This window comes from Streptomyces sp. CNS606, assembly GCF_000426325.1.
On record NZ_KE384521.1, the window covers coordinates 457,099 to 471,628 of the forward strand.

Genomic DNA, 14,530 nt, shown 5'->3' on the forward strand with positions numbered 1-14,530 from the left:
TAGACGACCGGGTTGATAGGCCGGATCTGGAAGCCCAGTAATGGGTGGAGGTGACCGGTACTAATAGGCCGAGGGCTTGTCCATAGAGGCTCGCGTCCACTGTGTGGGTTCTGAGACCACAACCAGGTCGAGAACCCCGCAACCCCCCCACCGTTGTTGGTGGCATCCGGGGTTGCGGCTGGTTCTCCCGGTTCTTGTGTGTTTCATAGTGTTTCGGTGGTTATAGCGTGAGGGAAACGCCCGGTTACTTTCCGAACCCGGAAGCTAAGCCTCATTGCGCCGATGGTACTGCGAGGGGGACCTCGTGGGAGAGTAGGACGCCGCCGAACAATCATTGAACGTCGACCCCCCAGACTCTGTCTGGGGGGTCGAGGTGTTTGTGGGGCCGTGTTCTCAGAGCCGGCGGACGACCTGCGCCTCCGCCCGTTCGACCGGTGTGCGGGAATGCACGTGGACGAGAGCCAGGTGGAACAGGCTCGGAGCCAGCGGTGCCCAGCGGTGCACCCGGTCCGGCCGCAGTACGTAGCGCGTGACATCGGCCGGCCGGAAGCGCACGAAGTCCACGGTCGCGTGTTCCCACCGGTCTGCCACCCCGCGGCTGATCCGCGCTTCGAGGGCGCTGCCGGTCAGGGTGCTGAGCCTGGCGTAGAAGTGCAGGCCCCAGTGCCTCTTCTGCACGTCCAGCGCCACGGCCAGCAGGGTCAGTTCGTATTCGTGGGGATCGAGGGCCATCTCCTCCTGCATGCCGCGACGTGCGAGCGCGTGGAGGTCCGGGGCCCTGCGGCCGGCCGAGTCGATGTGCCGGGAGAGACCTTCGTTGACCGAGACGTTCCACAGCCCCGGAGCCATGCGCGTCTCGGTACTGCGACGGGTGACGACCAGCAGGTCGTCCGCCGTCACGATGGCGACGTTCGCTCCGAGACTGCACTGGAGGAACGCCGGCGCCTCCAGCGGGCGATCGGGGTTCAGATACCGGGACCGCGGCGTGCCGCCGGATGCCAGCGGACGGTCGAGCTGCTGGGCTGCGAGGTAGGTGTAGTAGTCGGTGGGGCGCAGACGTATGTGGACCTCGGGGTTCTCGTCCAGGGCGCTTCGCGAGACGGACAGCGCCTCGACGGCGTACCGGTCGCCGTTCCACGTGCTGGTGTCCCCAGCGGCACGGCGACGGTGATTGTCCTCTTCGATCTCGTCGCGCCACCGTGCCATCTCGTCCGGCAGCCGGACCTCGTCGTCCAGCACCTGCACGAACACGGACTCGGGCGCTATGGGCGTCGTTCCGTCCCCTTCGACGATCAGACCGCTGGTGTGCAGGGGCCCCAGCGAGAAGGTGTTCCAGACGGGGACGGAGCGCTCCTCGGCGCGTAAGGCGTGCAGGGTTCTTCTCGCCCGTCTGCGGAGGGAGAACACCGCGTCCTGGAGGGGTTGCTGGAACAGTGCAGCGGCGAGCATGCCCACCACTGCTCCGACCACTGCGTTCGTCAGATCCACGGCTCCCATGGCACGGACGCTAGAGGCGCCTTCGCCGAGATGTGTGATCTTGGCAGTACCGTTACCGCGCCGGGCGGCGCCGGTGCGGGCCAGGGGGCACGATGGCTGCATGGAGTACCGGATCCGAGAGGCGCACGCCGGGGACTGGCGGCGGTTGCGGGAGCTGCGGCTCGCCGCGCTCGCGGACCCGTTGGCGCCGGTCGCCTTCAACGAGCGCTACGAGGTCGCGGCGGGCAAGCCGCCCTCGTTCTGGCGGGGGCGGGCGGGGCAGGCGCGGAACGGCCGCCCGATCACCACGCTGGCCGCAGAGCTGCCCGACGGCTCGTGGGCGGGCATGCTGGTGGTGTTCGTGGAGGACGGCGAGGCGCACGTCGTCGCCGTCTACCTGCGTCCGGAGCACCGAGGCGACGGACTCGCCGAGCGGCTCTTCGACGCGGCTCAGGCGTGGGCGTGGGCGCGGACGGACGTCGTCCGGATACGGCTCGACGTGCACCAGGGCAACCCGCGGGCGGAGGCGTTCTACCGCCGCTACGGGTTCGCCCGGACGGGAGCGTCGAAGCCGGACCCCAACGACGCCTCGGCACTGGAGTGGGAGATGGTGCTGGAACGTCCGCCGTCGGAGGCTCAGGGGCGATGAGGGACCAACTCGGGCCACCAGGTGCGGAGCTGTTCCTCCGAGCGCACCAGGGCACGGGTCACCAGCCCGGCCGGTGCGCCGTCGGACAGGAGCCACGGCAGCTCGGGCAGCGGCGCCACCGTCGCGGGGTGGTCGAGCACCAGGGTGACTGGTGGGTCGAGCCGGCCGGCGGATGACCGTGCGGCCATGCGGCGGCCGTGCCCGACCACGGCTGAGGTGAGCGCCGTCAGCAGGGGCATCGCTGCCGGGTCTCCCCGGTGCGGGTCCTCCAGCGACTCGCCCACCACGAAGAGGCTTCCCCCCTCGGACACGAACGATTCCCACGCGAGGCGATCGAATCGCGGCGGGGTGCTGGCGTTGCGTACGTGGAGCTGTGAGACGCAGTTCAGCGCGCGGCGGATCAACCCGAGGGCCGCCTCGCGTCGTTCCGGGTGGGCGGTGAGGCCGGACTCCAGTTCGCCGGACGCACCGGAGGCCCCGGCCGGGTGCGTGCGGAGGATGCGCAGGGCGTCCCGGGAGGAGCCCGTGAGGGCCCAGCGGTGCACCTGGCGGAACGGCTCCCGGTCGAGGGCTGCCGCGTGCAGCCAGCAGCGCAGCAGGGTCTCCGCGGCGTCGTGTACCACCGCGTCGCTCCGGGCCGGGCTGCGGACGGGGGCGAGCAGGGCGGCCGCGCGGGCGCGCGCCTCGGCCATGTCCTCGCAGCCGTGGTGCGGGGCCCAGCGCAGGCGGGTGGGCGCGTCGGTGAACTGCTCCGGGTCGTAGACGTGGACGGGCCCGAGCTTGGCGCGGGCTCCGGCGGTCTCCGCCCACAGCCCGGGATCCGCAGTGACGACCAGGAGGGCGCCCTCGGCGTCGCGGACCGCTTCGGCCGCCTCGTCCCGACCGGCGCCGACGAGGAGGCCGTGCACCGCCGGGCCGCGCCCGGGAGGCGGGGCTGTGCCCGTCGACGCGGCGGCGGGCGGTGCGGTGCCGGGGGCCGGTGCGGTCCCGGTGGCTGCGGGCGGTTCTGCCGTGTCGCCGGGGCGTTCTGCGCGCGGTGCCGGCACGGGACCGGCTGCGTGCTTGCGCAGGTCCGGTCCGAGCCGTGGCACGCGCGCGTCCTCGCGGCGGGCGGCGCGGACCGCTCGCCAGCGGGTGACGGTGCCGATGAGGAAGACGGCGAGCACGGTGAGCACCATCAGCTGGCCGATGAAGAGGCCCCAGAAGAGCCCGTAGCCGGAGAGCGCTCCGTCCGGAACGCCGGGCCAGGCGGCTGCCAGGTCCTTGGGGTCGGTGACCAGTTCGCGTATCGCGAGTGGTGTGCGGGGGAAGTCGAGGCCGTCGGGCCAGCTGCCGTGGGCGAGCCAGGCCGACAGGCCGGTCGCCGTCCAGGTGAGCGCCGCGAGGCCGAGGAGGAACCCCAGGAGACCCAGCAGCAGTCCGTCGGGGATGCCGCGGGCACCGCCGTCGGCGGCACCGGCCGCTCCCGGACGGGTACGGCCGCCGGGCACGGTCACGCCACCCCGGACGCCGGGTCGTGGCCGCCGTGCCCGGGGACGTGCTCCATGGCGAGCGCGCGGGCCTCCGCCTCGGCCTCCAGCTCCGCTTCGAGAGCGTCGGAGGGGGAGGGCGGCGCGGCGGCGGCCTCCGTCATGGCGCGGTCGGTGAAGACCAGCGGCCGTTCGGTGTCGGTGACGAGGTGTTTGACGACCTGGACGTTGCCGTTGACGTCCCACACGGCTATGCCGGGGGACAGGGTCGGGATGATCTCCACGGCCCAGCGGGGCAGACCGAGGACCTTGCCCGTCGCGCGGGCCTCGTCGGCCTTCTGGGCGTAGACCGTGCGGGTGGAGGCCATCTTGAGGATCGCCGCCGCCTCCCGGGCGGCCGCGCCGTCGACCACGTCGGAGAGGTGGTGGACCACCGCCACGAACGACAGGCCCAGCCGGCGGCCGAACTTCAGCAGACGCTGGAAGAGCTGGGCCACGAACGGGCTGTTGATGATGTGCCACGCCTCCTCGACCAGGAAGATGCGCTTGCGCCGGTCGGGGCGGATCCAGGTGTGCTCCAGCCACACGCCGACGATCGCCATGAGGATGGGCATGGCGATGGAGTTGCGGTCGATGTGCGACAGGTCGAAGACGGTGAGCGGCGCGTCCAGGTCGATGCCGACGGTCGTGGGGCCGTCGAACATGCCGCGCAGGTCGCCGTCGACCAGGCGGTCCAGGACCAGCGCCACGTCCAGACCCCAGGCGCGGACGTCGTCCAGCGCCACGTTCATGGCCTTCGCGGACTCGGGTTCCGGGTGGCGGAGCTGCTCGACGATGTCGGTGAGGACGGGCTGCCGGTCGGCGATGGTGGCGTTGACGTAGGCGTGGGCGACCTTGAGGGCGAAGCCGGAGCGTTCGTCGAGGCCGTGGCCCATGGCCACCTCGATGATGGTGCGCAACAGGGCGAGCTGCCCGGTCGTGGTGATCGCCGGGTCCAGCGGGTTGAGGCGGATGCCCTGGTCGAGGGCGGCCGTCGGGTCGAGGCGGATGGGGGTGATGCCCATCTCCTCGGCGATGAGGTTCCATTCGCCGACGCCGTCCTCGCCCTGGGCGTCCAGCACGACGACCTGCCGGTCGCGGAAGCGGAGCTGCCGCAGCACGTACGTCTTCTCCAGCGCGGACTTGCCGTTGCCGGACTCGCCGAGCACCAGCCAGTGCGGGGCGGGCAGTTGCTGGCCGTAGAGCTGGAACGGGTCGTAGATGTAGCCCTTGCCGCTGTACACCTCGCGGCCGATGATCACGCCGGAGTCGCCCAGGCCGGGTGCGGCCGTCGGCAGGTACACGGCCTGCGCCTGGCCGGTGGAGGTGCGCACCGGGAGGCGGGTGGTCTCCGTATTGCCGAAGAGGAAGCTGGTGAAGGCTTCGGTGACGGCGTTCAGCGGGTCGAGTGCCACAGGGAGTCCCCTCGTCCTCTCAGCGCCGGATGCCGGTCGCGAACGGCAGCGTGTTGACGAAGGCCCGGTGGTGTTCCCGGTCGCACCACTCCAGCTTCAGGTAGGCCTTGCCGGCCGAGGCGCGGATGGTGCGCCGGTCCCGCGCCAGGGCCTCGGGGTTGCGGGAGGAGACGGTGATCCAGCCGACCAGGTTGACGCCGGCGGCGCCGCTGGCGAGGTCGTCGCCGCGCTGGTCGACGCGGCTGTGCGCGGCGATGTCGCGCGGGTCGACGGTGCGGTTCATCTTCGCGGCGCGGCTGGCCTCGGCGGCGTCGTTGGTCTTCTCCGTCAGCATCCGCTCGATGGCCAGCTCGGTGGGCTCCAGGTCCATCGCCACCGCCACCGTGCGGATGACGTCGGGCGTGTGGACGAGCAGCGGGGCGAGGAAGTTGACGCCGACCGGCGTCATCGGCCACTCCTTGACCCAGGCCGTCGCGTGGCACCACGGCGCGCGGGTGGCCGACTCCCGGGTCTTCGCCTGCATGAACGTCGCCTCGCGGGCGTCGAGTTCGGCCGGCCAGGCGTTCCGCTTGGACATGGCCTGGATGTGGTCGATCGGGTGGTCCGGGTCGTACATGGAGTGGACCAGCGACGCCAGGCGGGCCTGCCCGAGCGGCTGCCGCACCCGGATGTCGGCCTCGGCGAGACGGGCGCAGATGTCGGTGAGCTCGCGGGCCATCACCACGGCCAGGCCCTCGTCCTTGGTCATGCGCCGCCCGCCGCCGGCCGAGGCGCGGGCCGCCTTGGCGATCGCGGCGCTCTCCGCGGCGAGTTCACGGCCGTAGTGCATGCAGGCGACGAGGTAGGCGCGGTGCTGCTCGCTGGAGGTGGACACCATCGACTGGAGTTCGTCGTAGGACTCCTGGAGCCAGCCGGCGGCCCGGTCGTCGCCGCGCACGGCGACGTCCTTGGCATGCGCGTCGGGGTCGGCGGGCAGCGTGCGGGCGAGCATCTGGAGGCGGGTCACGAAGCCGTCTCCGTTGGCGACGTGCTTGAGCAATACGCCGAAGCGGTCGACCAGCGCCTCCTGGTCCTCGCTGTCCCGCAGGCCCACGCCGGGCCCTTCGATCTCGATGGCGGCGGTGACCGTGCGGCGGTCCGCGTGCAGCAGCACGGCCAGCTCGTCGGGCCCGAACGGTGCGCTCAGCCACGTGATGCGGCCGACGCCGGGCGGCGGCACGACGTCCACCTCGTGGCCGCTGAGCCGCACACCGGCCTCGGCGGCCCCGGACCGGTAGGTCGCGCCGCTGCGCAGCAGACGGCGGAAGGAACGGTCGATCTCGAACCACCTGTAGAACGTGCGCCCCCGGTACGGCACGTACACGGCGGCGAGAGCGAGCATCGGGAACCCGACCAGCGCGGGGATGCGGGCGGAGAGGACGGGGATGAGCAGGCCGCTCATCATGCCGAGGAACGCGCCGGCGACGATCAGGGCGATCTCGCCGGTCTCCCGGTTCTTGCCGACGATCGCGTTCGGCCGGGCCCGGCCGATCATGTACGTGCGGCGCGGCGCCGCGAGGTGCGTGGAGGTGGTCATCCGCGCTCACCCCCGGTGCGGCCCGAACTGCCCGCGCGGGCGGTGCGGCTGCTGTGCGGGGTGCGGGAAGGGTCGCCCTTGCGCGGCGGGGGCGGCGCGGGCGCCGACGACCCCCCGTCGCTGTCGCGGGTGCTGTGGGCGGCGACGCCGCCGGAGGCGGGGTTCGACGGGCGGGAACCGCCCCCGCCCCGGCCCTCGTCCGCGCTCGCGGCGGAGCTGCCGCCACCGCCGCGGGCCCCGTGGGTGGTGATGCCCTGCCGCAGCATCGTCGCGGGCGAGGAGACGACTGCGGCGGCCTGGCGGGAGGCGGCGTCCTGGCTGGCGTTGCGGTGGTTGACGATCTCGTCGCCGAAGCCGGGTACGAAGCGGTAGATCATCGCGGAGGCGAAGATGGCCAGCAGGATGATCGCCAGCCCGGAGACGATGGCGGAGAACGCGTTCGGCCCGTTCTCGCCCGCGAGCGCGCCGGCGAGGCTGAGCACGATCATGATGACGGGCTTCACCAGGATCACCGCGATCATGATGCCCGCCCAGCGGCGCACATGGCCCCACAGGTTCTTGTCGACGAGCCCGGCGTAGACGGCGGTGCCGAGCAGTGCGCCGATGTACAGCAGCGCGGCCCGGATGACGAGTTCGAGGTAGAGGACGCCCGCCGCGAGGATGGAGATCAGCGACACGACGATGAGCATGATCGGGCCGCCGCCGATGTCGTTGCCCTTCTCCAGGGCTTCGGCGAACGTCCCGAAGAACGCGTTGGTGTCGTCGCGGGTGCCGGACGACACGGCCTCCGTCACGGCGTCGGTCGCCGTCACCACCGTGTAGAGGATCAGCGGCGTGAACGCGGACGCGAGGACGACGAGCCAGAGGAAGCCGACGGCCTCGGTGAACGCCTCCACGAAGGGCACGCCCCGTACGGCCCGCTTGGCCACGGCCAGCAGCCACAGGACGAGGGTCAGGATCGTCGAGGCGGCGAACACGATGGCGTACTGGCGGAGGAAGGCGGGGTTCGTGAAGTCGACCTTCGTCGTCTCGTTGACGAGGTCGGAGAGCCGGCGGATCGTCCACGCGGCGGCCTCGGCGCAGCCGTTCGCCAACGAGGCGAGCGGGTCGAGTACGCCGTCGGGGCTCATGGGGGTGTCCCCACCCCCGGGCGCCTCCCGGTTCCCGTTCTCACTGGTGCAGTAGTCCTTGGCCGGACCCCGCACGAGGTCGCAGGGGTCGTCATCCGGTGCCGCATGGGCGCGGGAGGCGAGCAGCAGAACTGCTCCCTGTGTCGCTGCCAGCACGCCGACGCTCACGGCTCGTTGACGGTTAGCGTGCATAGGTGAACCCTCCGAACCCTTCGACCGCGTCGGTCATCTCCTCCGCCGAGGAGGCTCGCTGGTCTCGTCCGACCGGTACGGGGCCATCCACCTGTGTGAAGTCCAAGATCTTCCAGTCACCGTCGACCCACTGCAGATCGAATGTGTTGGTGTACCAGCTTTCGGTCACGGGAGTCTTCGAGTCCGGACCGGCCAAGCCGAAGAGCGCTGAGTACCAGACCGCAACGCGAGCGCTCGAATGGTCGAAGTTGACGATCTTGGCGCCGACCGGGCTCGTTCGTGACACGAAAGTCAAGCCGTCGGGAGCGGTTCCATCTTCTTCGAGCCCGATGCGTTCGAGAAAAGCAGTGTCGTTGTAGACCTTGTCGAGCTCTTGAAGGCGTTGGTCGGCGGTCTCCGGGGTGTACACCTTCCGGACGATCTCTGCCCTCTCCGCATCCGCGTACATCTGGTCGCCGCCCAGCGCCACGGCGTAGTTCGCGGCGGCGCTCTGGGCGCCCTGTTCGGTCTGGGGGAAGCCGGAGGGGATGCCCGTGGTGCCGTCCTCGGTCTGGACCGGCGTCTGGCCGCTGGGCGCGGTGGGTTGGGCGGCAGGGCCACCGCCCGGGTCGTTCTCCTCGCCCTCCGAACCGGAAGATCCACTCCGGTTGGCGAACGCGATCGCCGCGATCAGCAGGACCACCACGCTCACGACCATCAGAAGGCTGCGGCCTGGGCGCCCTGCGGGTCGTCTGCCGACGCCGTAGACGTCTCCGTCCTCGCCGGGCAGGCGGGTGCGGGTGCCCCGTGCCGGAGCACGCCGCGTGGACGTGCCTGCCCCGCCGGTACGACCCTGCTCGTCGTACTCGTCGCCGCCGATGCTCATGCCGGACGTGCCCCCTAGCCTCAACCGGTCAACCGCCGTCAGTACATTGTCTCCTCACATGACGTTAGCGGTCGTATCGGCTGTGTGGGTCCCGCGTTTCCACAGAGGCGGTCATCTCTTCTGAAGAGTTGCGCTTCGTGTCCGCACATCCGTCCCATGGCTCTCACAGGCGCCACCAGTAACCGGGAGATCGCCTAGTCTCGGCGTTCATGACGGACAGCGATGAGTTCGGCGGCCTGGCCGCGCACGTCGTACGGCACCTCGGGCCCGCGAAGCGGCGGTGGACGCCGCCGGACGACCGGGGTTACGGCGTCACCCTCCACTACCCGGAGCGGCAGCCACTGCCGATCGTGTCCGCCGTGACGGCCGGGCTCCACCTTCAGGAGATCGAGGCGCCCGAGCCGATCGAACTCATCTGCACCCTCCAGACGGGCCAGGAGGCGGAGGCCGTCCGGCTGGTGAACGTCGCCGCGCAGTACGTGCTGGGGGAGGGCGGCGAGGAGCGGCCGCCGGCCGGGCAGGACCGCTTGGTGGGCGGTGAAGCGCCGTTGATCCCGGGCACGGCGATTCACGGCCTGCTGTTCGGTGCCCACCCCGTGTTCCGTGAGGTGTCGCCGTTCCTCGGCGAGGACGGCAGCGTCGCCCTGCGGTTCCTCACGGTGCTGCCGTTGACGGAAGGCGACCTGCGGTTCCTGGTCGCCGCCGACGTGGGGGCGGGCCGCCAGGCCCGCCTGTGGGAGCGCTGGCACGCACAGAAGATCGAGTTCTGGGACGTCCGCCGCCGAGACTGACCCGACCCGGTGCCTCAATGGGTGCGGGCGTCGCCCGCCTTGAGGTGCGTCAGCAGTGCGTGCAGCGCGCCCTTGGACGGGGCGAGAACGGTCGAGGGCTCCTCGCTCTCCCGCAGGCGGACCCCGTGGCCTCCCCCGTCGACCTCGACGCAGTTGGTGTTCGGATCACCGCTGCTGAAAGACGACTTCTGCCAGCCCGTTTCTGCCACTGTCTTCCCCTCACAACACGTAGAGCAGGTGCTGCAAGAGGCTAAGCGAATCTCGTACCGAGTAGGACTGCCGTTCGGATTCGTCGGGCACGGGCGGCAAGGCGAGTGCGGCGAGACGTTCGAAGGTATGACGGTAGCGAGTGGCTTCCTGCTGGTCCGTCAGGAAGACCGTTCCGGCGTCATGTTCCAGGTAGACCGTATCCAGCGAGTCGGCGGCAGCTTCGAAGAGTACGAAGGGAGAACCGACGACTGGGAGGGTGCCGGACTGGAAGGGAACGACCTGCAGAGTGATGTGAGGTAGCCGGGCTACTTCGATCAGGTGCACGATCTGCCGCCGCATGACAGTGGCGTCGACGAAGCGCATCTGGAACGCGGCTTCGTGGATGACGACGTGGTAGTCGGCCGCTTCGTCTCCGGCGAGTACCTCCTGACGCTTCAGGCGGAACTCGATGCCCCTGTTCAGGAAGCTCTCCGTGCTCTCGGGGAAGGCGCTCTTGATGAGTGCCCCCACGTACTCGGGAGTCTGCAGCAGGCCGGGGAGGTGCAGAGGCTCGAACCCCTTCAGCGACGCCGCCATCGTCTCCATCTCGGCGAGGTCGAGTGCGCCGGGGCTCGAGTCCCGTCGGTGCTTGTGCCACCAGCCGCGCGGAGCGGCGCTCCACGCGATGAGGGCCTCCGTATACGTTTTTGAATGGCAACCGTAAGCCTTCAGGAGCGTGCGCAGCTTGTCCTCGGGGATGGGAGTTCTGCCGGACTCGACATGGCCGAGGTGTGCGCCGCTCAGGTCCACGAGTCCGCCGGCCTCTGCGGCTGTCATTCCGCCCATGTCTCGCAGCCGACGAAGCTCCACGCCTACGCGACGCTGTCGCTGAGTCGGACGAGTGCGTAGTCCCATGGTGCTCTCCTAGCAGGTCGCTGCCTCGCGGGTGCCGCAGAGTCCGACCGTGTCACTCGTTGGAGGGAACGTCGGCTCAATGGTTATGCATTGAAAACTCTACGGCTCTACCGTCGTCACGTACTGCTCAAGCCGAGCCAGATCGGGCGGAAGTGCACCGGCTCCACATGACAGTTGGGGCGCGGCGAGGTCACCGGCCGAAGGGACGAAGGAGGCATCACCATGTGCCCGACGATCACGTCGACAGGGGCGCGTTTCGCTGCGGTCGGGGCGGACTTCGCGCTCACGTTCCCGCCGGACCCGGTCTGGATCCGGGCGTGCCGGGAGCTGGTGCGGACGTCGTTCGACACGGTGCGGCGGGCTGCCGGAGGAGCGCTCCGCGAGCTCGCGGAGACGGCCGTGCTCCTCACGTCGGAGGCGGCCACCAACGCGGTCACGGCCTCGGCGGCGGCCGGGTGCACGCGGCCGGTCACCCTGTGCGGCGAGTGGCTGGCGCACGGCGCGCTCCGCGTCCACGTGCAGGACGCCGCTCCCGGCGTCCCGTACGTCGACACGCCCGCCGAGGAGTCCGAGCACGGGCGCGGCATGCTGCTCATCGCCGCACTGGCCAGCCGCTACGGCTTCTGCCCGGACGGTCCCGGGCCCGGCAAGTCGTTCTGGTTCCAGCTCGAGCGCGCGCCGGGCACCGCCGCATGACCGCCGCCCCTACGACCCGCGCCCGCGCCCGTACAGTGCGGCTCGACGCGCCACGCCTCCAGCGGGCGGCGGACCTCGTACGACGGTTCACCGGTATCCGCGTCGAGCTGGACGTGGCACGTCCTGCGACCGCCACGTCGCGGTGCGGCAAGCACGCCGCGCTCGTGGGCGGGCTGGACACGGCGTTGCGCCCCCTGCTGCCGCCGGGGCGGACCCTCGTGCAGCAGGCCGGGATCGCGCTGTCCGGCGCCGGAACGGTCGCCGTTCCGGACCTCGCGGTCTGCCCCACGAGATTCGTCGGTTGCGACGACTCGTTCCTTCATCCACAGGATGTGGATTTCGCCGTCGAGGTCGTCCTGCGCCACGCCACCCTCACCACCGGCGTCCCGGCTGCCGTCGACCGCTACGCACGCGCAGGCGTCCGCGCCCTGCTGGTCGTCGACCCGCGCCCGGTCACCGGGCCCGCCGCCGGAACGTAGGCGCTGCACACCGAACCCGTCGGCGGCCACTACTGGGCGACCCTCACCGGCACGTTCGGCCCGACGGCCTCGCCCCGTCCCGGCGCCCGGACGATACCCCTCCCGCCGCCCTTCCGGGGTGAACTGCCGCTCGACGCGCTCCCCGTGTACGCCCCGCACGCCGCCCGGGACTGACGTCCCCGGGCCGGGCCCGCCCCGAGTTCCCGTACTCAGGCGCCGAGAACCCCCGGCCACTGGGCTGCGTGACACCTGCGCGCCAGCACGGTACGGAGCACGGACGGGGAGACGGGGGCGGCGACATCGGGGCGGGCGAGCGCGAGGGCACGCTGCGGGAGCTGAGACCGGGCGACCCCCGGGACGTCAGCGGCTACCGCCTGGAGGCCCGCATCGGCGAGGGCGGCACGGGCGCCGTCTACCTGTCGCGCGCACGCGGCAAGCGGCCGCTCGCGCTCACGGTGATCCGTCGGGAGGACGTCGACGACCCGCGTTTCCGCAGCCGGTTCGCGCAGGAGGTGCAGGCGGCACGCAAGGTGACCGGGTACCGCCTCGTCCCCGTCCTCGACTTCGACACGCGCCCCGCTGCCGAACCGGCCCCGACGCCGCCGCCCGTGTTCGGGCCGCCCCCGCCGCTGGACACCGTCGTGGACCGCACCGAGCAGCCGTCCACGCAGCCCATGCAGCCCACTCGGCCCACCCAGGCCCAGCCGACGTCGCGCGGACGGGCGTTGACCGCGGTGTTCGCACGCCGCTACGCGCCCTCGCCCTCGGGTGAACGGACCGCGTCCGGGCCGTACTTGTGGGCGTTGGGGCCGGGGACGAAGCCCTCGACGCCCTCCACGAAGTGGTCGAACTCGTCGTTGCGCACGCCCAGTACGAACGCGTCCCACTTGACCCGGGTGGTGGTGACGACGTTCTGCGGGTCGTCGCTCTGCCGCAGGTGCACCAGGTCGTCCTCGCCCATGGCGATCTCGATGCACTCGGCGTCCGGATCCGGGTCGTCGGTGGCCCGGACCCACTCCAGGGAGTCCCAGTCGGTCATACCGGCAAGGCTAGCGGCGTCAGGGGGTGCGGACCGCGCGGGCGGCCAGGGCGAGCAGGCCGGCCGTCGCGTCCAGCGCCGCACCGTCCTCCGGCAGTCGTGCGGTGGCGACCCGTACGTGCGGGAGCTGCGGCCCGACGCAGAACCGGCTTCCCGGCGAGACCGTGATGCCCCGGGCCGCCAGCGTCACCAGGGCGGAGGTCTCGTCGGCCACGGGCATCCACAGCTGGAGCCCGTCCCGGTTGTCCGTGAGTACGCCGTGTGCGGCCAGACGTTCCGCCAGGCCGGTGCGGCGCAGCGCGTACCGGTGCGCCGCTTCGGTCACCCGGTCCTCCGTCGCGGGGTCGCGGAGCAGGTGGGCCACGGTGTCCTGGAGGATGCGGCTCGTCCAGCCGGTGCCGTACGTCCGCAGCACGCGCACCCGTTCGACGACGTCCTGCGGCCCTCCGATCACCGCGGTCCGCAGGTCGGGCCCGTACGCCTTGGAGTAGGAGCGCACGACGACCGTGCGTGCGGGCAGGTGGGTCCCGACGCTGGCGGCGGGGTGCCGGGCCAGCGGTCCGATGCCGTCGTCCTCCAGGGTCACGGTGTTGGGGGAGGTCTCCAGCACCGAGGCGAGCCCCGCGGCCCGTTGGGCGGTGAGCGACCAGCCGCGCGGCGTCTGGGCCCGCGGCTGGAAGAGGAAGAGCGCGGGCCGGTCGGCGAGCGCCTGCCGGAGGGAGTGCGGCAGCGGCCCTTCGGCGTCGCAGGCGACCGGCAGGGTGCGCACCTCCTGTGCGTCCAGGATGTCGAGCAGCCGGGGTGCGGTGGGTTCCTCGACGGCGACCCGGTCCCCGGGCACCAGCAGCGCCTGGCACAGCAGGTGGACGCCCTCGTAGCCGCCGCCCACCGCCAGCCACGCTTCCGGCGGGAACGGCCAGGAGGGCTCGACGGCCTCCCGCAGCGCGGGGGTGAGGGAGGTGCGGGAGTACCGGTGCAGCTGGGGGGTGCGGGCTCCCGAGGCCAGGGCGGCATCCAGGGGCGGCAGCAGGGCCGGGTCGGGTGCGGCGATGGCCAGGTCCTGGGTGAGGTGGTCGCCGAAGTCGCCGACCCGCTCGTAGCGCACGGGGTGGGTGACGGCGGGAGGGCCGCTGACCACGCTGCCGCGCCGCCCCCGCGTGGTGATCATGCGGTGTCTGCGCAGCACGGACCAGGCGTCGGCGACGGTGCCCGGACTCACCCCGAGGCGGGCGGCCAGCGCCCGCACCGTGGGGAGGGCGACGCCGGGCGCCAGTTCGCCGCTCCGGATGAGGTCGGTCATCGTCCCGGCTATGCCGCGCGCGCTGGGGTCGTTCAGCCGCGTGGCCAGTGCCTCCGCGGAGAGCCGGTCGTGCGGCGCGGCCTCCTTCTCGCCCGCCGCCTGCTGGGTTTCCGTCACATCACTCCCTGTGCCCGTGCTGCCGCCCGCAGCGTAGCCGCGGGGTCACCCTCGGGAAAAGGTTTGTCCGGTAACAAAACGAGTCTTGTATGCCGCTGACTCTGAACAATAGCCTCCTGTTCGTCCGGGGATACCTCGGTGCCTTCCTGGCGCATCGTCGTGAACCCCATGAAAGACGACACAAGGAGTGCGT

Annotated in this window: 14 protein-coding genes and 1 rRNA gene; 5 read left to right on the forward strand and 10 right to left on the reverse strand. The window is 71.5% G+C overall.

The genetic code is table 11. The features are described from left to right. Positions 1-212: 212 nt before the first annotated feature. A 5S ribosomal RNA gene (rrf, locus tag K304_RS0122730) occupies positions 213-329 on the forward strand. A gap of 64 nt (positions 330-393) precedes the next feature. On the opposite strand, the gene K304_RS0122735 is transcribed toward rrf, so the two are convergent. After that, positions 394-1,497, reverse strand: a complete 1,104-nt coding sequence (locus K304_RS0122735) for a hypothetical protein (protein WP_027765593.1) — start codon at positions 1,495-1,497, stop codon at positions 394-396. A 100-nt stretch (positions 1,498-1,597) separates the two neighbouring features. Here K304_RS0122735 and K304_RS0122740 point away from each other — a divergent pair, with 100 nt between their 5' ends. After that, entirely contained in the window at positions 1,598-2,125 is a 528-nt protein-coding gene (locus K304_RS0122740) for a GNAT family N-acetyltransferase (RefSeq protein ID WP_027765594.1), read from the forward strand. On the opposite strand, the gene K304_RS0122745 is transcribed toward K304_RS0122740, so the two are convergent. Genes K304_RS0122745 through K304_RS0122765 form a run of 5 tightly spaced genes read right to left on the reverse strand, consistent with a single transcriptional unit; the run spans position 2,113 to position 8,811 of the window. After that, positions 2,113-3,621 carry a hypothetical protein gene (locus K304_RS0122745; RefSeq protein ID WP_037791491.1) on the reverse strand — a complete coding sequence of 503 codons (1,509 nt, stop codon included), beginning with the start codon at positions 3,619-3,621 and terminating at the stop codon, positions 2,113-2,115. The genes K304_RS0122740 and K304_RS0122745 overlap by 13 nt on opposite strands. Then, positions 3,618-5,048, reverse strand: coding sequence for an ATP-binding protein (locus K304_RS0122750; protein WP_027765596.1), 1,431 nt, complete (start codon positions 5,046-5,048; stop codon positions 3,618-3,620). The genes K304_RS0122745 and K304_RS0122750 overlap by 4 nt, the downstream gene beginning before the upstream one ends. 19 nt (positions 5,049-5,067) lie before the next feature. Next, positions 5,068-6,624, reverse strand: coding sequence for an SCO6880 family protein (locus K304_RS0122755; RefSeq protein ID WP_027765597.1), 1,557 nt, complete (start codon positions 6,622-6,624; stop codon positions 5,068-5,070). Then, complete coding sequence (locus tag K304_RS0122760) at positions 6,621-7,946, reverse strand: hypothetical protein (protein ID WP_027765598.1); 1,326 nt, start codon at positions 7,944-7,946, stop codon at positions 6,621-6,623. The genes K304_RS0122755 and K304_RS0122760 overlap by 4 nt, the downstream gene beginning before the upstream one ends. Then, a complete protein-coding gene (locus tag K304_RS0122765) occupies positions 7,936-8,811 on the reverse strand; it encodes a DUF8175 domain-containg protein (RefSeq protein WP_027765599.1) in 876 nt (291 codons plus the stop codon). The genes K304_RS0122760 and K304_RS0122765 overlap by 11 nt, the downstream gene beginning before the upstream one ends. Positions 8,812-9,020: 209 nt before the next feature. Between K304_RS0122765 and K304_RS0122770 the strand changes: the two genes are divergently transcribed. After that, positions 9,021-9,602 (forward strand): suppressor of fused domain protein, encoded by a 582-nt coding sequence (locus K304_RS0122770; RefSeq protein WP_027765600.1) that lies wholly within the window; start codon positions 9,021-9,023, stop codon positions 9,600-9,602. 14 nt (positions 9,603-9,616) lie between these two features. Here the strand turns inward: K304_RS0122770 and K304_RS0122775 are convergent, their stop codons facing one another. After that, positions 9,617-9,811 (reverse strand): DUF397 domain-containing protein, encoded by a 195-nt coding sequence (locus K304_RS0122775; RefSeq protein ID WP_027765601.1) that lies wholly within the window; start codon positions 9,809-9,811, stop codon positions 9,617-9,619. 10 nt (positions 9,812-9,821) lie between these two features. Next, a complete protein-coding gene (locus K304_RS0122780; RefSeq protein WP_027765602.1) occupies positions 9,822-10,706 on the reverse strand; it encodes a Scr1 family TA system antitoxin-like transcriptional regulator in 885 nt (294 codons plus the stop codon). A 222-nt stretch (positions 10,707-10,928) separates the two neighbouring features. Between K304_RS0122780 and K304_RS0122785 the strand changes: the two genes are divergently transcribed. Together K304_RS0122785 and K304_RS0122790 are read left to right on the forward strand one after the other, a co-directional pair. Further along, the gene (locus K304_RS0122785) at positions 10,929-11,402 is read left to right on the forward strand and encodes an ATP-binding protein (RefSeq protein WP_027765603.1); all 474 of its coding nucleotides are present in this window, start codon (positions 10,929-10,931) and stop codon (positions 11,400-11,402) included. Continuing rightward, positions 11,399-11,881, forward strand: coding sequence for a Uma2 family endonuclease (locus K304_RS0122790; protein WP_106965652.1), 483 nt, complete (start codon positions 11,399-11,401; stop codon positions 11,879-11,881). The genes K304_RS0122785 and K304_RS0122790 overlap by 4 nt, the downstream gene beginning before the upstream one ends. Positions 11,882-12,629: 748 nt before the next feature. Here K304_RS0122790 and K304_RS30745 read toward each other — a convergent pair. Then, positions 12,630-12,920, reverse strand: a complete 291-nt coding sequence (locus tag K304_RS30745; RefSeq protein ID WP_051308731.1) for a DUF397 domain-containing protein — start codon at positions 12,918-12,920, stop codon at positions 12,630-12,632. A gap of 19 nt (positions 12,921-12,939) precedes the next feature. Beyond that, entirely contained in the window at positions 12,940-14,337 is a 1,398-nt protein-coding gene (locus tag K304_RS0122800) for an aminotransferase class I/II-fold pyridoxal phosphate-dependent enzyme (protein ID WP_486591777.1), read from the reverse strand. Between the last annotated feature and the right edge of the window lie 193 nt (positions 14,338-14,530).

Excerpts from the sequence above, each read along its gene's own strand:
- K304_RS0122735 (WP_027765593.1), bottom strand. The coding sequence starts at position 1,497 with ATGGGAGCCGTGGATCTGACGAACGCAGTGGTCGGAGCAGTGGTGGGC.
- K304_RS0122785 (WP_027765603.1), top strand. The coding sequence starts at position 10,929 with ATGTGCCCGACGATCACGTCGACAGGGGCGCGTTTCGCTGCGGTCGGG.
- K304_RS0122790 (WP_106965652.1), top strand. The coding sequence starts at position 11,399 with ATGACCGCCGCCCCTACGACCCGCGCCCGCGCCCGTACAGTGCGGCTC.
- K304_RS0122770 (WP_027765600.1), top strand. The coding sequence starts at position 9,021 with ATGACGGACAGCGATGAGTTCGGCGGCCTGGCCGCGCACGTCGTACGG.
- K304_RS0122760 (WP_027765598.1), bottom strand. The coding sequence starts at position 7,946 with ATGCACGCTAACCGTCAACGAGCCGTGAGCGTCGGCGTGCTGGCAGCG.
- K304_RS0122765 (WP_027765599.1), bottom strand. The coding sequence starts at position 8,811 with ATGAGCATCGGCGGCGACGAGTACGACGAGCAGGGTCGTACCGGCGGG.
- K304_RS0122740 (WP_027765594.1), top strand. The coding sequence starts at position 1,598 with ATGGAGTACCGGATCCGAGAGGCGCACGCCGGGGACTGGCGGCGGTTG.
- K304_RS0122780 (WP_027765602.1), bottom strand. The coding sequence starts at position 10,706 with ATGGGACTACGCACTCGTCCGACTCAGCGACAGCGTCGCGTAGGCGTG.
- K304_RS0122755 (WP_027765597.1), bottom strand. The coding sequence starts at position 6,624 with ATGACCACCTCCACGCACCTCGCGGCGCCGCGCCGCACGTACATGATC.
- K304_RS30745 (WP_051308731.1), bottom strand. The coding sequence starts at position 12,920 with ATGACCGACTGGGACTCCCTGGAGTGGGTCCGGGCCACCGACGACCCG.